Genomic DNA, 17,820 nt, shown 5'->3' with positions numbered 1-17,820 from the left:
CCGCTGCTGGGCGAAGCTCAGCGGCCGGGGCCGCGCGCGGGCGGCGCGCGCCGCGCCCGGGCCGCCGCGGCCCCCCCGCCGCCCGCGAGACGACCACGGGCCGGGCGGGGATCAGGACACCAGCCGGTCGCGGTCGTGCGGGGCCAGCCAGTCCGTGTCCGGGCCGATGGGCACGATGCGGTGCGGGTTGATGGTCTCGTGGCTGTAGTGGTAGTGGCGGGTGATGTGATCGAAATTCACCGTCGCGGCCACGCCGGGCCACTGGTAGAGCTCGCGCGCATAGGCAAACAGCGCCGGGTATTCGGCGAGCTTGCGCCGGTTGCACTTGAAATGCCCGTGGTAGACCGCGTCGAAGCGCACCAGCGTGGTGAAGAGCCGCCAGTCCGCCTCCGTCACCTGCGCGCCGGCGAGGTAGCGGCGGGCGGAGAGCAGCTCCTCCAGCCAGTCGAGCGAGGCGAAGAGCGCCTGCACCGCCTCGTCATAGGCCTGCTGGGTGGTGGCGAAGCCGGCCTTGTAGACCCCGTTGTTCACAGTGTCGTAGACGCGGGCGTTGAGCATGCCGATCTCGTCGTGCAGGGCCTCGGGCCAGTAGTCGTCCCGGTTGCCGGTGATGCCGTCGAACGCGCTGTTGAACATGCGGATGATCTCGGCGGATTCGTTCGAGACGATGGTGCCGCGCTGCTTGTCCCACAGCACCGGAACGGTGACGCGGCCGGAGATCCCGGGGTCGGCCCGGGTATAGATATCCCGCAGGAAGGGCAGGCCGAACAGGCTGTCGCCCGTGGCGCCGGGGCGGTCTGTGGCGAAGGTCCAGCCCTCGCCCAGCATGTCCGGGTGCACCACGTCGACGCCGACATGCGCCTCCAGCCCCTTCAGGGCGCGGAAGATCAGCGTGCGGTGCGCCCAGGGGCAGGCGAGCGAGACGTAGAGGTGGTAGCGCCCGCTCTCGGCGGCAAAGCCGCCCTCGCCGGAGGGGCCGGGGCTGCCGTCGGCCGTCACCCAGTTGCGGAATGCGGTGGTGCTGCGCTCGAAGCGCCCGCCGCTCTTCTTCGTGTCATACCAGGTGTCGTGCCACTGGCCGTCGATAAGCTGTCCCATCGCGAGTCTCCCTTCGGCCCTCAACATAGGGGGTGGACCGGGCAGGGAAAGCGCGGCGCCGTGCGCAGACTGTTCGCGCAGCAGGGACAATGCGGCGGTGCCCGGCGCGGCGCCCGCCGGCCGGCGACAATACGCCGCCTGCGCGCTTCGCCGGCCATCCGCCGCCGTACAGCACCGTTTGCCCGCCGCCGTGCGGCGCCGCTTGCCCGCCGCCGTGCGGCACCGCTTGCCCGCCGCCGTGCGGCACCGTTTGCCCGCCGCCGTGCGGCGCTGGCCACCCGCCGCCCGGCGGTATTGATCGTTGAACCCGGGCGGGGCCCCGCCTATGCTGCGCGCCGCAACAGGACGGTGCCCCGGGAGGGGCCGGAACGGTGTCCTGCCGGCAGGCCGACCCATATCGGGGGCCGTGGCGGCGGAACTGTCCCCCGAGGGCGCGCAGCGGCATGGCCGGGCTGCGCCCGCCGTCCGTACCGGACAGGAAAGGGAGCCCGCATGCCGACCCCCGAACACACCCCGTCGCCCCGGCGGCGCCCCGCCCCGCAGCCCCTGTTGCGGAAGGCCTGAGCATGGCGAAGATCGGCGTGATGATCTGCGGCCACGGCTCGCGTTCGCAGGCGGCGGTGGACGAGTTCGCGGTGCTGGCGAAGGCGCTCCCCCCGCTGCTGCCGCCGGACTGGCCGGTGGAATACGGCTACCTCGAGTTCGCCAACCCGGTGATCCGCGACGGGCTCGACCGGCTGCGCGCGCAGGGCGTCGACCATGTGCTCGCCGTGCCCGGCATGCTCTTCGCCGCCATGCACGCGAAGAACGACATTCCCACCGTGCTCAATACCTATGCCCGCCAGCACGGCATCACCGTGCAGTATGGCCGCGAGCTGGGGGTGAACCCGCGCATGGTGGCCGCCGCCGGGGCGCGGGTGCGCGCCGCCGTGGACGCCGCCAATGCCGAGCGCGGCGAGGTGCCGCTGCACGAGACCGCGCTGGTGGTGATCGGCCGCGGCGCCTCCGACCCGGACGCGAATTCCAACGTCTCCAAGATCACCCGGCTGCTCTGGGAGGGTATGGGCTTCGGCTGGGCCGAGACCGGCTATTCCGGCGTCACCTTCCCGCTCGTCGAGCCCTGCCTCGACCATGTGGCGAAGCTGGGCTACCGGCGGGTGATCGTGTTCCCGTACTTCCTCTTCACCGGCATCCTGATCGACCGGATCTACGGTTTCACCGACCGGGCGGCGGCGAAGCACCCCGGCATCGACTTCGTGAAGGCGGGCTACCTCAACGACCACCCGGAGGTGATCGCCACCTTCGCCGAACGGGTGACCGAGATCCTCGACGGCGACACCGCGATGAACTGCGGCATGTGCAAGTACCGCACCCAGGTGCTGGGCTTCGAGGCCGAGGTGGGCCTGCCGCAGGAAAGCCACCACCACCACGTGGAAGGGCAGGGCGCCAGCGCCCCGGGCTCCAACGTCTCCGACTGCACCCTGTGCGACACGTTCTGCACCGGCGAGTGCCGGCTGGCCGATGCCGGGCATCACCACCACCACGGTGACGGCCACGGGCATTCCCATGGCCACGATCACGATCATGGGCACGGCCACGATCATGGGCACGACCACGGGCACGGGCACGGGCATCACCACCATCATGATCACGGCCATGCACACGGTCATGCACACGGGCACGACCATCACCACCACCCCTATCCGCATGCCGACCACCCGCTGGGGCCGGAGAGCGTGAGGCGGAAGTGACCGGCGCCCCGGCACTGTTCGACACCTGGATCGTCGTCGACTGGTCGGCCGCCTCGGCACGCTCGCCGAGGCGCGAGAGCGTGGACGCGATCTGGATCGGCATCGCGCGCGATGCCGCCTCCGCCCCGGAGACGGTCTACTGCCGCGACCGGGCAGCGGCGGAGGCGCGGCTGAGCACGCTCATCGCCGCGGAGCGCGCGGCGGGCCGGAGGGTGTTCTGCGGCGTCGATTTCCCGCTCGGCGCGCCGCGGGGCCTCGCGGAGGTGGTGACCGGCAGCGCCTCGGCGCTCGCCTGGTTCGCCTGGCTCGCCGGGCGCATCTCCGACGGGCCGGACAATGCGAACAACCGGTTCGCCGTGGCCGAGGCGGTGAACGCGCTGCTGCCGGGGGAGGGGCCGTTCTGGAGCCGGCCGGCGAACCTCGCCCATCCCGGCGTGCCGGTGCGCCGCCCCGATGCCAGCCACGGCCTGCCCGACCGCCGCATCGTCGAGGCCCGGGTGCCGCGCGCCCAGACGCTGTGGAAGCTCTACACCACCGGGGCGGCCGGCTCGCAGTCGCTCACGGGGCTGCCGGTGCTGCACCGGCTGCGCGCGGCCATCCCCGGCGCGGCGATCTGGCCCTTCGAGACCGGGCTCGAAGCCCCCGCGGCGCCTGTCGTCTTCGCCGAGATCTACCCCTCGCTGATCGCGGCGGAAACCGCGGTGCTCGAGGCGCGGGGCGAGACCATCCGCGATCGCGCGCAGGTGAGCCTGCTCTCCGCCGCCCTCGCGCGGCTCGACACCCGCGGCGCGCTGGCCCCGCTCTTCGCCCCCGAGGTACGCGGCGGCGAGCGCGAGGTGATCGAGCGCGAGGAGGGCTGGATCCTCGGCGCGGGCCACGAGACCGCCCTGCGCGCCGCCGCGCTCGGAGTGCTGGAAGCGGGCGCGCCCGCGCGCCGGCCGGACCCCGCACCCACCGGGGAAGCCGAGGGCGCGGAGCTGGCCGAGGGCACCGCACCCGCCGGGGGCACCGTGCTGCCCTTCCCGCTGCGCTACGAGCGCGACCCCGCCGCGATCTACGCCGCCTCCTTCGCCACCGTGCGGGCAGAGGCGCGGCTCGAGCGCTTCCCGCCGGGCATGGAGGCGCTGGCGATCCGGGTCATCCACGCCTGCGGCATGGTCGAGGTGGCGGACCGGCTGGCCTTCTCGCCAGGTGCCTTCGCGGCCGGGCAGGCCGCCCTCGCCGCCGGTGCCCCGGTGCTGTGCGACTGCCGGATGGTCGCCGCCGGCATCATCGCCAACCGCCTGCCGGCGGCAAACCCCGTGCTCACCACCATCGCCGAGCCGGATGTGCCCGGGCTCGCCGCCGAGATCGGCAACACCCGCTCGGCCGCCGCGGTCGAGCTCTGGGCCGAGCGGCTGGAGGGCGCGGTGGTGGCGATCGGCAACGCGCCCACGGCGCTCTTCCACCTGCTCGAGCTGCTCGATCGCGGCTGGCCGCGCCCGGCGCTGATCCTCGGCTTCCCGGTCGGCTTCGTCGGGGCGGCGGAAAGCAAGGCCGCGCTGGCGGCAAACCCGCGCGGCTGCGATTTCGTCGCGCTGCGCGGCCGGCGCGGCGGCTCGGCCATGGCCTCGGCGGCGGTGAACGCGCTTGCCGCCGGCCTGCCGGAGGAGCGCCGGTGAGCGGCGCCTGGCTGCAGGTGATCGGCATGGGCGAGGACGGGCCGGAGGGGCTCGGCGCCCGGGCCCGCGCGGCGCTGGAGGGGGCCGAGGTGCTCGTCGGCGGCGCGCGCCACCATGCGCTCACCGAGGGCCATCCGGCCGAGCGGCTGCGCTGGCCTTCGCCCTTCTCGGCGCTGACCGCCGAGATCGGCGCGCTGCGCGGCCGCCGGGTTGCGGTGCTCGCCACGGGCGACCCGATGTGGTTTTCCGTGGGCGAGAGCCTCGCCGCCACCTTCGGGGCGGAGGCGGAGCTGCACCCGCACCCCTCCGCCTTCCAGCTCGCCGCGGTGCGCATGGGCTGGCCGCTGGCCGGGGTCGAGACCCTCACCGTGCACGGCCGCCCGGTGGAGAGCCTGCTGCCCGCCGTGATGCCCGGCGCGCGGCTGCTGGTGCTCTCCGGCGGGGCCGGCACCCCCGGCGAGGTGGCTGCGCTGCTCAGCGCCCGCGGCTTCGGCGACAGCCGGCTCACCGTGCTCGCCGCCATGGGCGGCCCGCGCGAGAGCCGCCTCGCCGCCACCGCGCGGGACTGGCAGGGCGAGGCGCCCGCCTTCCACACCCTCGCGATCGACTGCGTCGCGGGCCCGGACGCCGTGCTGCTCTCGCGCCTGCCCGGACTGCCCGAGGCGGTCTATGCCCATGACGGCACCATCACCAAGGCCGAGGTGCGGGCCCTCACCCTCGCGCGGCTGATGCCGATGCCCGGGCAGCTGCTCTGGGACCTCGGCTGCGGCGCGGGCTCGGTGGCCATCGAGTGGATGCGCGCCGCCCGCGATGCCTGCGCCATCGGCGTGGAGCAGCGGGCCGACCGCCGCGCCTTCGCCGAAGCCAACGCCCGCAGCCTCGGCGTGCCCGGCCTGCGCCTCGTCTCCGGCAGCACGCCCGGCGCGCTCGCCGGCCTGCCGGCGCCCGACGCGGTGTTCATCGGCGGGGGCCTGAGCGCGGAGACGGTCGACGCCGCCCTGGCGGCGCTGCGCCCGCACGGCCGGCTGGTGGCCAATTGCGTGACGCTGGAGGCCGCGGCCCTCGCCGCCGCGCTGCAGGCCCGGCACGGCGGAACCCTCACCGAGATCGCCGTTTCCCGCGCGGGCCCCCTCGGCCCGCACCGTGGCTGGACGCCGCTGCGCCCGGTCACCCAGTGGAGCCTGCACGGATGACGCGTGTCGAACCCTGTCCCACCCGCATGCACCCGTGCCCCGCGCAGGCGCGGCGCGGCCCGTCACGCGGCGCGACGCGGCCGGGAGGCGAGTGCTCGGCCGTGCGCCGGCGCGGCAGTGCGCCAAGGAAGCCCGCTCCCTTCAGCGCGGCCCGGGGGCAAGGCGCCGGCGCGCCATGCCCCGCGCGCTCCGGCCGGTGTTCGGCCGCGCCCCGGGGGCCGTTCCGCCCCTCCGGCGCCGCGCCGATGCGGCGCCGCGATGCGGGCGTGCGGGGGGATGCCCCGCCCCGTGCCGCCTGCCGCGGGCGGCACGCGCGGGTTCGCGGGGGGCGGGCATGAGCGGCACGCTCTACGGCATCGGCCTCGGCCCGGGCGACCCGGAGCTGATGACCCTGCGCGCGCACCGGCTGATCGGCGCCTGCCCGGTGGTGGCCTATCCGGCGCGGCCGGGCGCGGCGAGCATGGCGCGCGAGATCGCCGCCGGCGCCATCCGCCCCGGGGCGGAGGAGCTGCGCATCGACGTGCCGATGACGCCCGAGCGCGGCCCCGCCCAGGCCGCCTACGACGCGGGCGCCGCCCGGCTGGCCGAGGTGCTCGGCGCGGGCCGCGACGTGGCGCTGCTCTGCGAGGGCGACCCGCTGCTCTACGGCTCGTTCATGTACCTGCACGCCCGGCTCGCGCCGCGCTTTGCCTGCGAGATCGTGCCGGGGGTGAGCTCGGTGACCGCCTGTGCGGCCCTCGCCGGCCGGCCGCTCGCGGCGCGCAACGAGGTGCTCACCGTGATGCCGGCGCCGCTCGCCGGCCCGGAGCTGCGCGCCGCCGTTCGAGCGGCCGACGCGCTGGCGATCCTGAAGATCGGCCGGCACCTGGCCCGCATCCGCGCCCTCCTCGCCGAGGAGGGTCTCGCGGAGCGCGCGGTCTACGTGGAGCGCGCCGGCCATCCGGAGGCGAAGGTGCTGCCGCTGGCAATGGCGCCGGACGCAGCCCCCTATTTCTCGATGATCCTGCTGCGCAAGGGAGGAGACCCATGGCTGGGATGACGGTAACCGCGGGACGCCCTGACGGCCCCCGCCCGGTGGTGCTCTGCCTCACCGCCTCGGGCCTCACCGTGGCGCGGCGGGTGGCGGAGGCGCTGGGAGCGGCCCTGCACGGCCGGGCGGAGCGCGTGCCGGCGGAGGCCGTGGACCTCGTGTTTCCCGACGCGCTTGCCCATGCCCGCGATCTCTTTGCCGCCGGACACCCGATGATCGGGGTCTGCGCGGCCGGTATCCTGATCCGCGCCGTCGCACCGCTGCTCTCGGACAAGCGCCACGAGCCACCGGTGCTCGCGGTGCCGGAGGACGGTTCCTGCGCCATCCCGCTCCTGGGCGGGCACCGCGGGGCGAACCGGCTGGCGCGCGCTATCGCCGAGGCCCTCGGCACCCGTGCAGCGGTGACAACGGCCGGTGATCTCGCGCTCGGCGTGGCGCTCGACGCGCCCCCGCCGGGCTGGCGGCTGGCGAACCCGGACGCGGCGAAATCGGCGATGGCGGCGCTGCTTGCCGGAGCGCCGGTGGAGGTCGAGGGCGAGGGGCCGTGGCGGGCGGCAGCCTTCGCGCATCCGGCGCCCGCGGCGCCGGATGCCCCCGGTGCGGGCACCGGGGCGGACCGGCCTGCCGGTCCGGCGAAGGCCTTGCGCATCGTCCAGGGCGAGGCGCCCGTGGCCGGCGGGGCAGGGGCGCTCGTCTACCACCCGCAGCGCCACGTGCTCGGCCTCGGCGCCGCGCGGGGCTGCAGCGAGGAGGAGCTCCATGCGCTCGCGATGGAGGTGCTGGCCGGGGCCGGCGTGGCCCCCGGTGCGCTCGCCTGTGTCTGCTCGCTCGACGTGAAGGCCGACGAGGCCGGCATACTTAGCGTGGCGCGCCGGCTGGGCGTGCCCTTCCGTGTCTTCCCCGCCGCCGCGCTGGAGGCGCTGACCCCGCGCCTCGCCACCCCCTCCGAGGTGGTCTTCGCCGAGGTGGGCTGCCACGGCGTGGCGGAAGCCGCGGCGCTGGCCGGGGCCGGGCCGGAGAGCCGCCTCGTGGTCGCGAAGCGCAAGACCGCCATGGCAACGGCGGCCCTCGCCCGCGCACCCGAGCCGCTCACCGCGCTGCCGGGCCGGGCCCGGGGCAGGGTGACGCTCGTGGGCATCGGCCCCGGCCAGGCCTCGTGGCGCACGCCCGAGGCCTCGCAGGCCATCGCCCGGGCCGACGAACTTGTGGGCTACGGGCTCTACATCGACCTGCTCGGGCCCATCGCCGCCGGCAAGCCGCGCTCCGACTTCCCCCTCGGCGGCGAGGAGGCCCGCTGCCGCCACGCGCTGGAGGAGGCGGGCCGCGGCCGCGACATCGCCCTCGTCTGCTCGGGCGACGCCGGCATCTACGCCATGGGCGCCCTCGTCTTCGAACTGCTCGACCGCGACGCCGGAAACGGCGGCGTCTCTGCCGCCGCGCGCCGCGTGGAGGTGGTGAGCTGCCCCGGCATCTCCGCCCTGCAGGCCGCCGCCGCCCGCGCCGGCGCGCCGCTGGGCCATGATTTCTGCGCCATCTCGCTCTCCGACCTTCTCACCCCGCGCGAGGCCATCGTGAAGCGCCTCCACGCCGCGGCACAGGGCGATTTCGTCATCGCCTTCTACAACCCGGTGAGCCGGCGCCGCCGCACCCTGCTGGCGCAGGCGCGCGACATCCTGCTGCGCCACCGCCCGGCCGACACGCCGGTGCTGCTGGCAAGCTCGCTCGGCCGGCCGGAGGAGAACCTGCGCTACCGCCGCCTCGACGCGCTGGAGGTCGACGAGGTCGACATGCTCACGGTGGTGATCGTCGGCTCCTCGCAGTCACGCCTCGCGGCCCTCGGCGAGGGCCCGCGCATGTACACCCCGCGCGGCTACGCAAAGCGCATCGACGCCCCCGAAACCCCGGACCTCGCGGAGCCCCGCCCATGACCGTCCATTTCATCGGCGCCGGGCCCGGCGACCCCGACCTGATCACCGTGAAGGCCCGCCGGCTGATCGAGACCTGCCCGGTCTGCCTCTACGCGGGCTCGCTGGTGCCCGAGGCGGTGGTGGCCTGCGCCCCCCCGGGTGCGCGCGTGCTCGACACCGCCCCCATGACCCTCGATGAAACCCATGCCGAGATCCGCGCCGCCCACGCACAGGGGCTCGACGTGGCGCGCGTGCACTCGGGCGACCCCTCGCTCTACGGCGCCATCGCCGAGCAGATCCGCCGCCTGAAGGCCGACGGCATCCCCTACGAGATCACCCCCGGCGTGCCCGCCTATGCCGCCGCCGCCGCGGCGCTGGGGCAGGAACTCACCATCCCCGAGATCGCCCAGTCGGTGGTGCTCACCCGGCTCGCGGTGAAATCCACCTCCATGCCCGAGGGCGAGACGCTGGAGGCCTTCGGGCGCACCGGCGCCACGCTCGCCATCCACCTCGGCATCCGGCACCTGCGCGAGATCGAGCGGCAGCTGAGCCCGCTCTACGGCCCCGACTGCCCGGTGGTGGTGGCCTACCGGATCGGCTGGCCGGACGAGCAGATCATCCGCGGCACCCTCTCCGATATCCGGCCGAAGGTGCGCGCGGCCAAGATCACCCGCACGGCGCTCGTCTTCGTCGGCCCCGCGATGGCCGAGGACCAGGCCTTCCGCGACAGCGCCCTCTACGACGGCGCGCGGCCGCACATCCTGCGGCCCGGAAAGCACAGCGCGAAAACCTCTGCCGCCGAGGGTTGATCGTTAACCCTGCTGTGTCATCTTCAACCTTCCTACCTCCAGGCCGGGATGCCTCCCGGCCGCAGGCTTCCTCGGAAGGAGAGATCGATGGAGACGTTCCTGTCGCGCGAGATCCTCGAAGGGCTCGGCTCGGCCCGGGCCGAGACGCCGCGCGCCCGCGCCCCGCGCCTCACCGTGCGGGACGGCAGCACCAGCCAGCCGGTGCTGCGTCTCTGGTCGAGCGGCTTCGCCGTGGCGGCCGGCGGCCACGCCCTGCGCGGCCGGGTCGACCTGTTCGAGGGCGGCACCCACGTGGCCTCCTGCCTGATCGTCTGCGCCGAGCAGGTGGGCGAGACGATGGAATACGAGTTCAAGCAGCGCACCCGCGTCACCGATGCCCCCGCCATCGACTACGAGCGCGACGACGACGCGCCTTCCGCGCTCATCGAGGGCTGAGAGCAGGGCTCCGGTCGGCCACGCGCCGGCCGGCCCGCTCGCGGGGCCACTGCCTGGCCTCGCGCAACGTAGCCCGGCGGGCTTCCCCGCGGATCGCGGCGGGGCCGCGACCTCTCCGCCCGGACGCCTCGTGACAGGCGGGCGGATGCCGTATGCGATACCCCGGAGAAGTCTGGTTTCCCCATGCCCCTTCGGCTCCTGCGTTGACGTCCCTTCGGGTTCTGCGCTGGCGTCGCTGCGGGTTCTATTCCGATGCCCCTTCGGGTTCTTTTCCGATGTCCCTTCGGTTCCTTTTTCTGATGCCCCTTCGGGGCAATGACGTCCCATAACAATGCGGTGAAATATCCGATGTGCGCTTGGCGGCGCGCCGGAGCCCGCGCATGCTTTTCGTGACGGCCGTTCCAGAACCACGGCCGACGGGAGGCACGCATGCACACGGATCTCAACGGAATAGCGACAGACCTGCCGGATGCCGCGGCCCTGGCGGCCTGGGACAGGGTGCAGCACGGCGCGCTGGCCCATGGCGCCTGGACCGGCACGGCGCTGGACGAGCTGCTGCGTGCAGCACCCGGGTTCGCAGCCGGTCATGCCGCGAAGGGGCTTTTCCTGGTCTCTCTCTGCCGGTCCGAGCTCACTCCCGCCGCCACCCGCGCGGCCATGGCGGCCCGGAACCTGCTCACCGGCGCGCCCGAACCCCGCGCCGCGGCCTATCTCGATGCGCTGGACTGCTGCCTCTCCGGCCACCACGCGGCCGGCGCGGTGGCGCTGGAGACCTGGCTCGCCGGGACCCCGCGCGACGCGCTGGCGATGAAGCTCGCCCAGAGCCTGCGCTTTCTCACCGGAAACCCCGCCGCCATGCGCGCCGGCGCCGTGCGCCTGCTGCCGCTCTGGGAGGATCACCCGGCCCGCGGCTACCTGCTGGGCTGCCACGCCTTCGCGCTGGAGGAGACCGGCGCCTACCGCGCCGCCGAGGCCGCCGGCCGTGCCGGGCTGGAACTCTCTCCCGACGACGCCTGGGGCCTGCACGCGGTCGCCCATGTGATGGACATGACCGGCCGCGCCGCCGACGGCGTGCGCTGGCTTGCCGGGCGCAGCGCGCACTGGGAGCATTGCAACAACTTCGGCTACCACGTCTGGTGGCACCTGGCGCTCTTCCACCTCGACCGCGGCGCCACCGGCCCGGCGCTGGAACTCTACGACCGCCGGGTGCGCCCGCAGGACACCGACGATTTCCGCGACATCGCCAACGCCGCCTCGCTGTTGCTGCGGCTGGAGTTCGAGGGCGCGGGCGTGGGGCCGCGCTGGGAAGCGCTGGCCGCCCTCGCCGCGGCGCGGGTGGACGACGGCGCCCTGGTCTTCGCCGACCTGCACTACCAGGTGGCCCTCGTGCGCGCCGGCCGTGTGGCCGAGGCGGAGGCGCTCGCCGCCCGCCTCGCGCGCGACGCCGCCCGCCCGGGGCACGACCAGCACGAGATCGCGGCGCTGAGCGGCGTGCCGCTGGCCCGCGGGCTGCTGCAGTTCCGCGAGGGCGCCTACGGGGCCGCCGCGCGCAGCCTGGTGCAGGGGCTCGCCCGGGCGCAGGGGCTGGGCGGCAGCCACGCGCAGCGCGACCTGTTCCAGCGCCTCGCCATCGAGGCCGCCCTGCGCGCCGGCGCCACCGACACCGCCCTCGCGCTGCTCGCGCATCGCAATGCCGGGCGTGGCGGGGCGGACGGCTACTCCGCCCGCGTCCGCGCCCGCGCCGAGGACCGCCACCGCACCCTCGCCAGCGGGGGGCTCGCCGCCGAATGACCCGTGCCGACACGCCGACCCCCGCCGCGCCGCCCCCGCGCGGGCGCGACCCGCGGCTGGATTTCTTCCGCGGCCTCGCGATGTTCATCATCCTCATGGCCCACACGCCGGGCAACGCCTGGGCGCTGTGGATCCCGGCGCGCTTCGGCTTCTCCGACGCGACCGAGATCTTCGTGTTCTGCTCGGGCTTCGCCTCGGCGCTCGCCTTCGGCACGGCCTACCGGCGCTCGGGCTGGTGGCTGGGCACGGCGCGCATCGCCCAGCGGGTGTGGCAGGTGTACTGGGCGCAGATCGGCATGGTGCTGGTCACCGTCGCCTTCCTCCATGCGGTCGACCGTTACGGGCTGGGCGCGGAGGGGGTGCGCTACGTCACGCTGCTGCCGGTCCTGCCGCTCTTCGAGGATACGGGCGCCGCGTTGCTGGGCCTGCTCACCCTCACCTGGGTGCCGAATTTCTTCGACATCCTGCCCATGTACATCGTCATCCTGATGATGGTGCCGGTGGTGATGGCACTGGCCGGGCGGCTGGGGCCGGGCGCCGTGGCGGTGTTCGTGATCGGGCTCTGGGCGCTGGCCCAGACCGGGGCGCTGGACCTGCCCTCGCGCCCCTGGGCGACGGAGATCCCGTGGTTTTTCAACCCCTTCGGCTGGCAGCTGGTGTTCTTCACCGGCTTCGCCTTCGGCATGGGCTGGCTGCCCGCGCCGCCGGTGAGCCGGCGGCTGGTGGCCCTCTGTGCCGCCTGGCTCCTGCTCGTCGTGCCCTTCGCCTGGCACCAGGTGCATGACGCGGGCTGGCTGCCGGCGGACTGGGCGCTGCGCGAGGGCGTGGCCGCGGTGCGCGCGGCCACCGAGCCGTTGTGGTGGAAGACCGAGCTCGGCGCTCTGCGCATGCTGCATTTCCTCGCCCTCGCCTATCTCGCCTGGGTGGCGGTGGGGCCGGGGGGCGTGCGGCTCTCCAGCGGCGTGGCCGCGCCGCGGGCGCCGGGGCGGGCGGTGCTGCTTGCGGCGGGCGCGCTCGCGCTGCTCACCGCGCCCTATGCCTGGATCGAGGAGATCGGCACCTTCTTCCCCCGGCTCGACGCGGCCATCCTTCACCTCTTCGCCCAAACCGCGCCGCGCGTGCTGGGGCTGAGCCTGGTCGCGCCGCCGATGCTGGTGGGGCCGCTGCAGGTGCTGCATCTCGTCTGCCTCGCGCTGCTGGGCTGGGCGGCGCTGGGGCCGGGGCGTCGGGCTTGGCTCTGCGGTGCGGGGCTGCGCGGGCTGGTGCCGGTGGTGCGCAAGGTGGGCACCCAGTCGCTCGCGGTGTTCATGGTCTCCATCCTGCTCGCGCAGGTGAACGGCTGGCTGCTCGACATCCTGGGGCGCGACATGCTCCGCTGGATGCTGGTAAACCTCTGGGGCTGCGCGGTGCTGGTGGCGACGGCCTATCTCGTGGCATGGTTCAAGGCCCAGCCCTGGCGGCAGAAGCCGGCGGGCGGGGGCCGGACGGAAGCGGAGCAGGGGGCAGGACGGGCCCCGGGCGCGACGCCGCCGGGCCGGGCGCCGCGGGTTCATCCGGCCGAATGATGCAACGGATGATCTGGTCGCGGCGTTCCCGCGTATGCCGTGAGGGAGGTCGACAGAATGAACTACACCGTCCTTGATACCGAGAGCCCGCTGCTGCCGGTGCCCGCCGCCGGGCGGCCGCTGGTGGTGGCCCAGACCGGGCAGACGCTCGACGGGCGCATCGCCACGGTCACCGGCGCGTCGAAATACATCAACGGCTCCGCGGCCCTCGACCACCTGCACCGGCTGCGCGCCTGCGTGGACGCGGTGATGGTGGGCGTGGGCACCGTGGCTGCGGACGACCCCTCGCTCACCGTGCGGCGCTGCGCGGGCGAGAACCCGGTGCGGGTGGTGATCGACCCGCGCGGCCGCATGCCGCGCGACGCGCAGCTGCTGCATGACGGGGCGGGGCAGGTGCTCGTGGTCACCGGCCCGGAGGCGCAGGTGCCGCCGGGCTGTGCCGTGCTGCGCCTGCCGGCACCGGAGGGGCGGATCGCGCCGCGCGACATCATCGCCGCGCTCGCCGCGCGGGGCCTCACCCGGGTGCTGCTGGAAGGCGGGGCCGAGACGCTGTCGCGCTTTCTCGACGCCGAGGCCATCGATCTCTTGCATATTCTCATGGCGCCGATGATCATCGGCTCCGGAAAGTCCGGCCTGCGGCGCTCCCCGGTCGCCGAGCTAGACCAGGCGCTCAGGCCGCACACGAAGGTGCATGTGTTCGAGGACGGCGACGTGCTCTTCACCTGCGACATGCGGCGGAGCTGGGAGCGCGGCGGCGATGGATGACGGGTTTCACTACCACTGGCTGCAGCGCCTGCTGCACTGGACCATCGCGCTCCTGGTCATCTTCATGGTGCCCGCGGGCCTCGTGATCGCGGATTTCTCCAACAAGGCGGCGGTGGAAGGGCTGCTCGGCCCGGCCGGGTTCGACACGCTCTACGCCCTGCACAAGTCCACCGGCTTCGCGGTGCTGGCGCTGATGATCCTGCGCATCGCGGCGCGGCTCGCCTTCGCGAAGCCGCCCTATTACCCGCCCCTCACCGATTTCGAGCGCATCGCCTCCTCCTCGGTGCACGGCATCCTCTACCTGCTGCTTCTGGTGGTGCCGGTGCTGGGCTGGCTGGGGGTGAGCGCCTATCCCGCGCCGCTGCCCTTCTACGGCCTGTTCGAGATGCCGGCGATCTCGGGCCCCGACCAGCCCTTCGCCGAGAGCGTTCTGGGCGTGCACGGGGTTCTGGGCATCGCCATCGGCGTGCTCGCCTGCATCCACATCCTCGCTGCCCTCTACCACGGCCTCCTCAAGCGCGACGGCGTGCTGGGCCGGATGATCGGCTGAACCGGGGCGCCCGCGGCGGAGGCCGGGGGCCGCGGCCGGGCTCAGGCCGGGGGCAGGGCCAGCATGTCCGTATGGCCGATGACCACGCGCTGCGCGGCGGCGCGGGCTGCCGCCCAGGCGGCCAGGGTCTCCGGGGCGAGGGCGCCGGTCTCGGCCACGGCGGCGGCGGAGCCCTGCGCCAGCGCACCGATGAGCCCGCGATGCTGCGCGCCCAGCCGCCAGGCGCTCGGCGCGCTGCGCACGGTCCAGCCGCGCGCGGCGAGGGCGCGGGAGAGATGGGCCTGTGCCTCCGCCCCCAGTGCCGGGCCGAAGCCCTTGTCGCGGCGGTGGTGCTCGTGGAAGGCGGCGAGGGCGCGGGGCTCGGCGGCATGCGCGGGCTCCCACTGCTCCTGCCCGTCGTAGTTCAGCGCCATGTAGACTGCGGCGCCCGCGGGCACCGCGCCGGCGAGCCGTGACAGCCAGTCCGCCGAGCACAGGTCGATCAGCGCCGAGGAGGTCACGAGGTCGGCCCCGCGCGCCAGCACGCCCTCCACCGAGGCGGCGAGGTCGGCCTCGAGCAGGGTGAGGCGGGCGCGGCCGCCGAACTCGGCCTCCGCCACGGCGAGCAGCGCGGGATCGTTGTCGACAAGGCACCATTCGGTATCGGGCGGCAGCAGGTCGACGAGGGCGCGGCAGGTGGCACCGGTGCCGCAGCCCAGGTCGATCACCCGCAGGGGCCCCGCCGGGCCCCGGGCGGCGAGATGGCCGAGCAGCCTGTCGCGCAGCCGCCGGCTGCGGGCGGCACGGTCGGCCGGGTCGCGCAGGGCGAGCCAGTCGGGCGCGAAGCCGCTCATGCCGCGGCCCGCATGCAGTCCATCACGCGGCGGGCGGTGTCGGGCCAGTCCGGCAGGGTGAGGGCGTGACTGCGCCCGAAGGCCCCCATGCGCGCCGCGAGGTCGGGCGCGCCGAGGATGCGCGCGAGATGGTCCGCCAGCGCCCCGTCGTCGCCCGGAGGGGCGAGCAGCCCGGCCTCCTCGGGCAGCACCTCGGGCACGGCGCCGGCACGTGCGGCCACCACCGGCAGGCCGCGCATCATCGCCTCCGCGAAGACCATGCCGTAACCCTCGTGGTGGGAGGGCAGGCAGAATATGTCGGCGCCGGCATAGAGCGTCTCCACCCCCCGGGCGTCCTGCGGCCCGAGAAAGCGCACCCGCGCGTCGAGCCCCAGCCGGGTCGAGAGCGCACCGACATGCCGGGCCCAGGCCGCGTCCGGCGCCGGGCCGGCGACGACCGCCTGCCACTCCAGCCCCTGCAGCCGGGCGAGGGCACGCAGCAGCACGTCATGCCCCTTGCGCGGGATCATCGCGCCGAGGCACAGGATCACCGGCGGCGCGCCGCGCCGCGGCGCGGGTTCGGCGCGCGGCAGGCCCGGCTCCGCCACGGTGATGCGCTCGCGCTCCACGCCGTAACCCTCCATCAGGTCGCGCGCGGTGGTGCGGGAGGTGGCGATCACGTGCGCCGCCTGGCTCAGCGCCCGGCGCTCGCTGTCGCGCAGGCGCCCGACCTCGGCCTCCGTCAGGCCGGTCTCCAGCGCCAGCGGGTGGTGGCAGAGCGAGATCGTCGGCCCGCGCCGGGCCTCGATCACCTCCGGCGGAAGCACGCCGTAGACCAGCCCGTCGACCAGCAGCGGCCCCTCGGCCGCCTGCAGGGCCCGGCGGGCGGCCGCCATCTCGGAGGGGCCGGGAAAGGGGAAGCCGCCGGGCAGCGGCAGCAGTTCCAGATCGGGCGCGCAGGCGAGGATCGCCCGGTCGTAGGCATAGCCGCCCGAGCGGGTCTCGATGTCCCCCGGGACCGCGAAACGCATCAGATCCCGGCCTCGTAGGAGGCGCGGGCCACGTGGCTCTCGTGCAGGGTCACGCGCAGGCGGGTGAGCCCCTCGGCGCCGGTGCCCAGGGCGCCGCGCCGTGCCGCGACCTCGCGGAAGATGTGCAGGCAGAGGAACTCGGTGGTGGTGATCTCGCCGGGGAAGATCTCGTCGAGGTTGCCGAAGTTGAGCGGCGCCAGCACGTCCTTGAGCACCTCGTGCGCGGCGCCGATGTCGACGACGAAATTGTGCTCGGTCAGCGTCTCGCGGAAGAAGGTGAGGTCGACGACGAAGGTCGCGCCGTGCATCTTCTGGGCCGGGCCGAAGACATCGCCCTTCAGGGAATGGGCGATCATGATGTGATCGCGAACCTCGACAGTGAACATGACGCGCTTCCTTCAGTAACGAATGACGGTGACAAGGCCCGGGGCGTCCGGTGCCAGAAGGGCGGGCAGGGCCTGCGGCAGCTCCTCGAAGCCGATCTCGCCGGTGATGAGACAGTCGTACACCGGGTCGCGCAGCAGGGCGAGGGCCATCGCCAGCCGTGCCGCGTGGTCGATGCCGCGCGCCCGCGCCCGGGGCGCGACCATGCCCACCTGGCTCGAGACGATGCGCAGCCGCTGCGAGTGGAAGGCCCCGCCCAGGGGCACTGCCACGGGCTCCGCCCCGTGCCAGCTCATCTCCACCAGCGTGCCCTCGGGGCGCAGCGCCTCCAGCCCGGCGGCGAGGCCGGCGGCACTCGCGGAACAATTGAACACGATATCCGAACGCCCGGGGGCGGTTTCGGTTGCGAATTTCACGCCGAGTTCATTGGCGACGGAGATCCGCTTGTCTATCCTGTCCGTAACAGTGACGGAACACCGTGCAACAGAAGAGGCCAGCGCTGCCGTGAGACAGCCGACCACCCCAGCTCCGATGACCGTCACGCTCAGACCCTCGTGCTCGCCGAAGCAGAGGCCCGCGTCCCACAGCGCGTTGAGCGCCGTCTCGGCGTTCGCGGCCAGCACGGCGCGGCGCGCCGGCAACCCCTCGGGCAGCGGGCTGAGTGCGGCCTCCGCGGCGCGGAAGCCGCGCTGATGGGGCGAGAGCGAGAACACCTCGCGGCCCGCCAGCGCGCCGTCGCGCACGCGGCCCACGTTGCAGTAGCCGTATTTCACCGGGAAGGGGAAGTCGCCCTCCTGCGCGGGGGCGCGCATGCGGCCGAATTCCTGCCGCGGCACCCGGCCCTCGAACACCAGCCGTTCCGTGCCGCGCGAGAGGGCCGACCACAGCGTGTCCACCACCACTCCGCCATCGCCGCCGCGGCCCGGCCGCAGCGTGGCCCGGCCGGGTGCCTCGTACCACAAGGCGCGGGTGTCGAGTTCCATTTCCAAGCCCGGATCTCCCTTCGCCCGACAGGTCCGGCGAACCTTAATGCCTCGG

Annotated in this window: 16 protein-coding genes; 11 read left to right on the top strand and 5 right to left on the bottom strand. The window is 74.4% G+C overall.

Features of this window, described 5'->3' with window-relative positions; genetic code table 11:
- Positions 1 to 111 precede the first annotated feature (111 nt).
- Entirely contained in the window at positions 112 to 1,098 is a 987-nt protein-coding gene (locus D3P35_RS02010; RefSeq protein ID WP_118132766.1) for a glutathione S-transferase family protein, read from the bottom strand.
- A gap of 566 nt (positions 1,099 to 1,664) precedes the next feature.
- Here D3P35_RS02010 and D3P35_RS02005 point away from each other — a divergent pair.
- The 11 genes from D3P35_RS02005 to D3P35_RS01955 all read left to right on the top strand — a co-directional run bounded on the left by D3P35_RS02005 (position 1,665) and on the right by D3P35_RS01955 (position 14,555).
- Positions 1,665 to 2,849 (top strand): sirohydrochlorin chelatase, encoded by a 1,185-nt coding sequence (locus tag D3P35_RS02005; protein ID WP_118132765.1) that lies wholly within the window; start codon positions 1,665 to 1,667, stop codon positions 2,847 to 2,849.
- Between the two features lie 1,025 nt (positions 2,850 to 3,874).
- Positions 3,875 to 4,510 (top strand): precorrin-8X methylmutase, encoded by a 636-nt coding sequence (locus tag D3P35_RS02000; RefSeq protein WP_118132802.1) that lies wholly within the window; start codon positions 3,875 to 3,877, stop codon positions 4,508 to 4,510.
- Positions 4,507 to 5,703, top strand: a complete 1,197-nt coding sequence (gene cbiE, locus D3P35_RS01995) for a precorrin-6y C5,15-methyltransferase (decarboxylating) subunit CbiE (protein ID WP_118132764.1) — start codon at positions 4,507 to 4,509, stop codon at positions 5,701 to 5,703. Before D3P35_RS02000 ends, cbiE begins: the two co-directional genes overlap by 4 nt.
- 334 nt (positions 5,704 to 6,037) lie before the next feature.
- On the top strand, positions 6,038 to 6,742 hold the full coding sequence (gene cobI / locus D3P35_RS01990; protein ID WP_118132763.1) for a precorrin-2 C(20)-methyltransferase: 705 nt from the start codon (positions 6,038 to 6,040) through the stop codon (positions 6,740 to 6,742).
- Positions 6,730 to 8,661, top strand: coding sequence for a precorrin-3B C(17)-methyltransferase (cobJ, locus tag D3P35_RS01985; protein WP_232830330.1), 1,932 nt, complete (start codon positions 6,730 to 6,732; stop codon positions 8,659 to 8,661). The genes cobI and cobJ overlap by 13 nt, the downstream gene beginning before the upstream one ends.
- Positions 8,658 to 9,449, top strand: coding sequence for a precorrin-4 C(11)-methyltransferase (gene cobM / locus D3P35_RS01980; RefSeq protein ID WP_118132761.1), 792 nt, complete (start codon positions 8,658 to 8,660; stop codon positions 9,447 to 9,449). The genes cobJ and cobM overlap by 4 nt, the downstream gene beginning before the upstream one ends.
- Positions 9,450 to 9,536: 87 nt before the next feature.
- Complete coding sequence (locus D3P35_RS01975; protein ID WP_118132760.1) at positions 9,537 to 9,884, top strand: hypothetical protein; 348 nt, start codon at positions 9,537 to 9,539, stop codon at positions 9,882 to 9,884.
- A 429-nt stretch (positions 9,885 to 10,313) separates the two neighbouring features.
- Entirely contained in the window at positions 10,314 to 11,675 is a 1,362-nt protein-coding gene (locus D3P35_RS01970) for a tetratricopeptide repeat protein (protein WP_118132759.1), read from the top strand.
- Positions 11,672 to 13,240 (top strand): OpgC family protein, encoded by a 1,569-nt coding sequence (locus tag D3P35_RS01965; RefSeq protein ID WP_118132758.1) that lies wholly within the window; start codon positions 11,672 to 11,674, stop codon positions 13,238 to 13,240. Before D3P35_RS01970 ends, D3P35_RS01965 begins: the two co-directional genes overlap by 4 nt.
- 57 nt (positions 13,241 to 13,297) lie before the next feature.
- Positions 13,298 to 14,005: a RibD family protein gene (locus D3P35_RS01960; protein WP_118132757.1), complete on the top strand. Its 708-nt coding sequence runs from the start codon at positions 13,298 to 13,300 to the stop codon at positions 14,003 to 14,005.
- Positions 13,998 to 14,555, top strand: coding sequence for a cytochrome b (locus tag D3P35_RS01955; protein WP_118132756.1), 558 nt, complete (start codon positions 13,998 to 14,000; stop codon positions 14,553 to 14,555). The genes D3P35_RS01960 and D3P35_RS01955 overlap by 8 nt, the downstream gene beginning before the upstream one ends.
- A 41-nt stretch (positions 14,556 to 14,596) precedes the next feature.
- Here the strand turns inward: D3P35_RS01955 and D3P35_RS01950 are convergent, their stop codons facing one another.
- From D3P35_RS01950 to D3P35_RS01935, 4 genes are read right to left on the bottom strand one after another with little or no spacing between them, the layout of a single operon-like run.
- Complete coding sequence (locus tag D3P35_RS01950) at positions 14,597 to 15,388, bottom strand: trans-aconitate 2-methyltransferase (protein ID WP_118132755.1); 792 nt, start codon at positions 15,386 to 15,388, stop codon at positions 14,597 to 14,599.
- A complete protein-coding gene (locus tag D3P35_RS01945) occupies positions 15,385 to 16,398 on the bottom strand; it encodes a glycosyltransferase family 4 protein (RefSeq protein ID WP_118132754.1) in 1,014 nt (337 codons plus the stop codon). Before D3P35_RS01945 ends, D3P35_RS01950 begins: the two co-directional genes overlap by 4 nt.
- A complete protein-coding gene (locus tag D3P35_RS01940; protein WP_118132753.1) occupies positions 16,398 to 16,784 on the bottom strand; it encodes a 6-carboxytetrahydropterin synthase in 387 nt (128 codons plus the stop codon). Before D3P35_RS01940 ends, D3P35_RS01945 begins: the two co-directional genes overlap by 1 nt.
- 12 nt (positions 16,785 to 16,796) lie before the next feature.
- Positions 16,797 to 17,765: a zinc-binding alcohol dehydrogenase gene (locus D3P35_RS01935; protein WP_198670426.1), complete on the bottom strand. Its 969-nt coding sequence runs from the start codon at positions 17,763 to 17,765 to the stop codon at positions 16,797 to 16,799.
- Positions 17,766 to 17,820: the final 55 nt, after the last annotated feature.

It is taken from the genome of Oceanicella sp. SM1341 (assembly GCF_003448965.1).
In the GTDB taxonomy this organism is placed as follows: domain Bacteria; phylum Pseudomonadota; class Alphaproteobacteria; order Rhodobacterales; family Rhodobacteraceae; genus Paroceanicella.
This window is presented reverse-complemented; position numbering and strand designations above follow the sequence as displayed.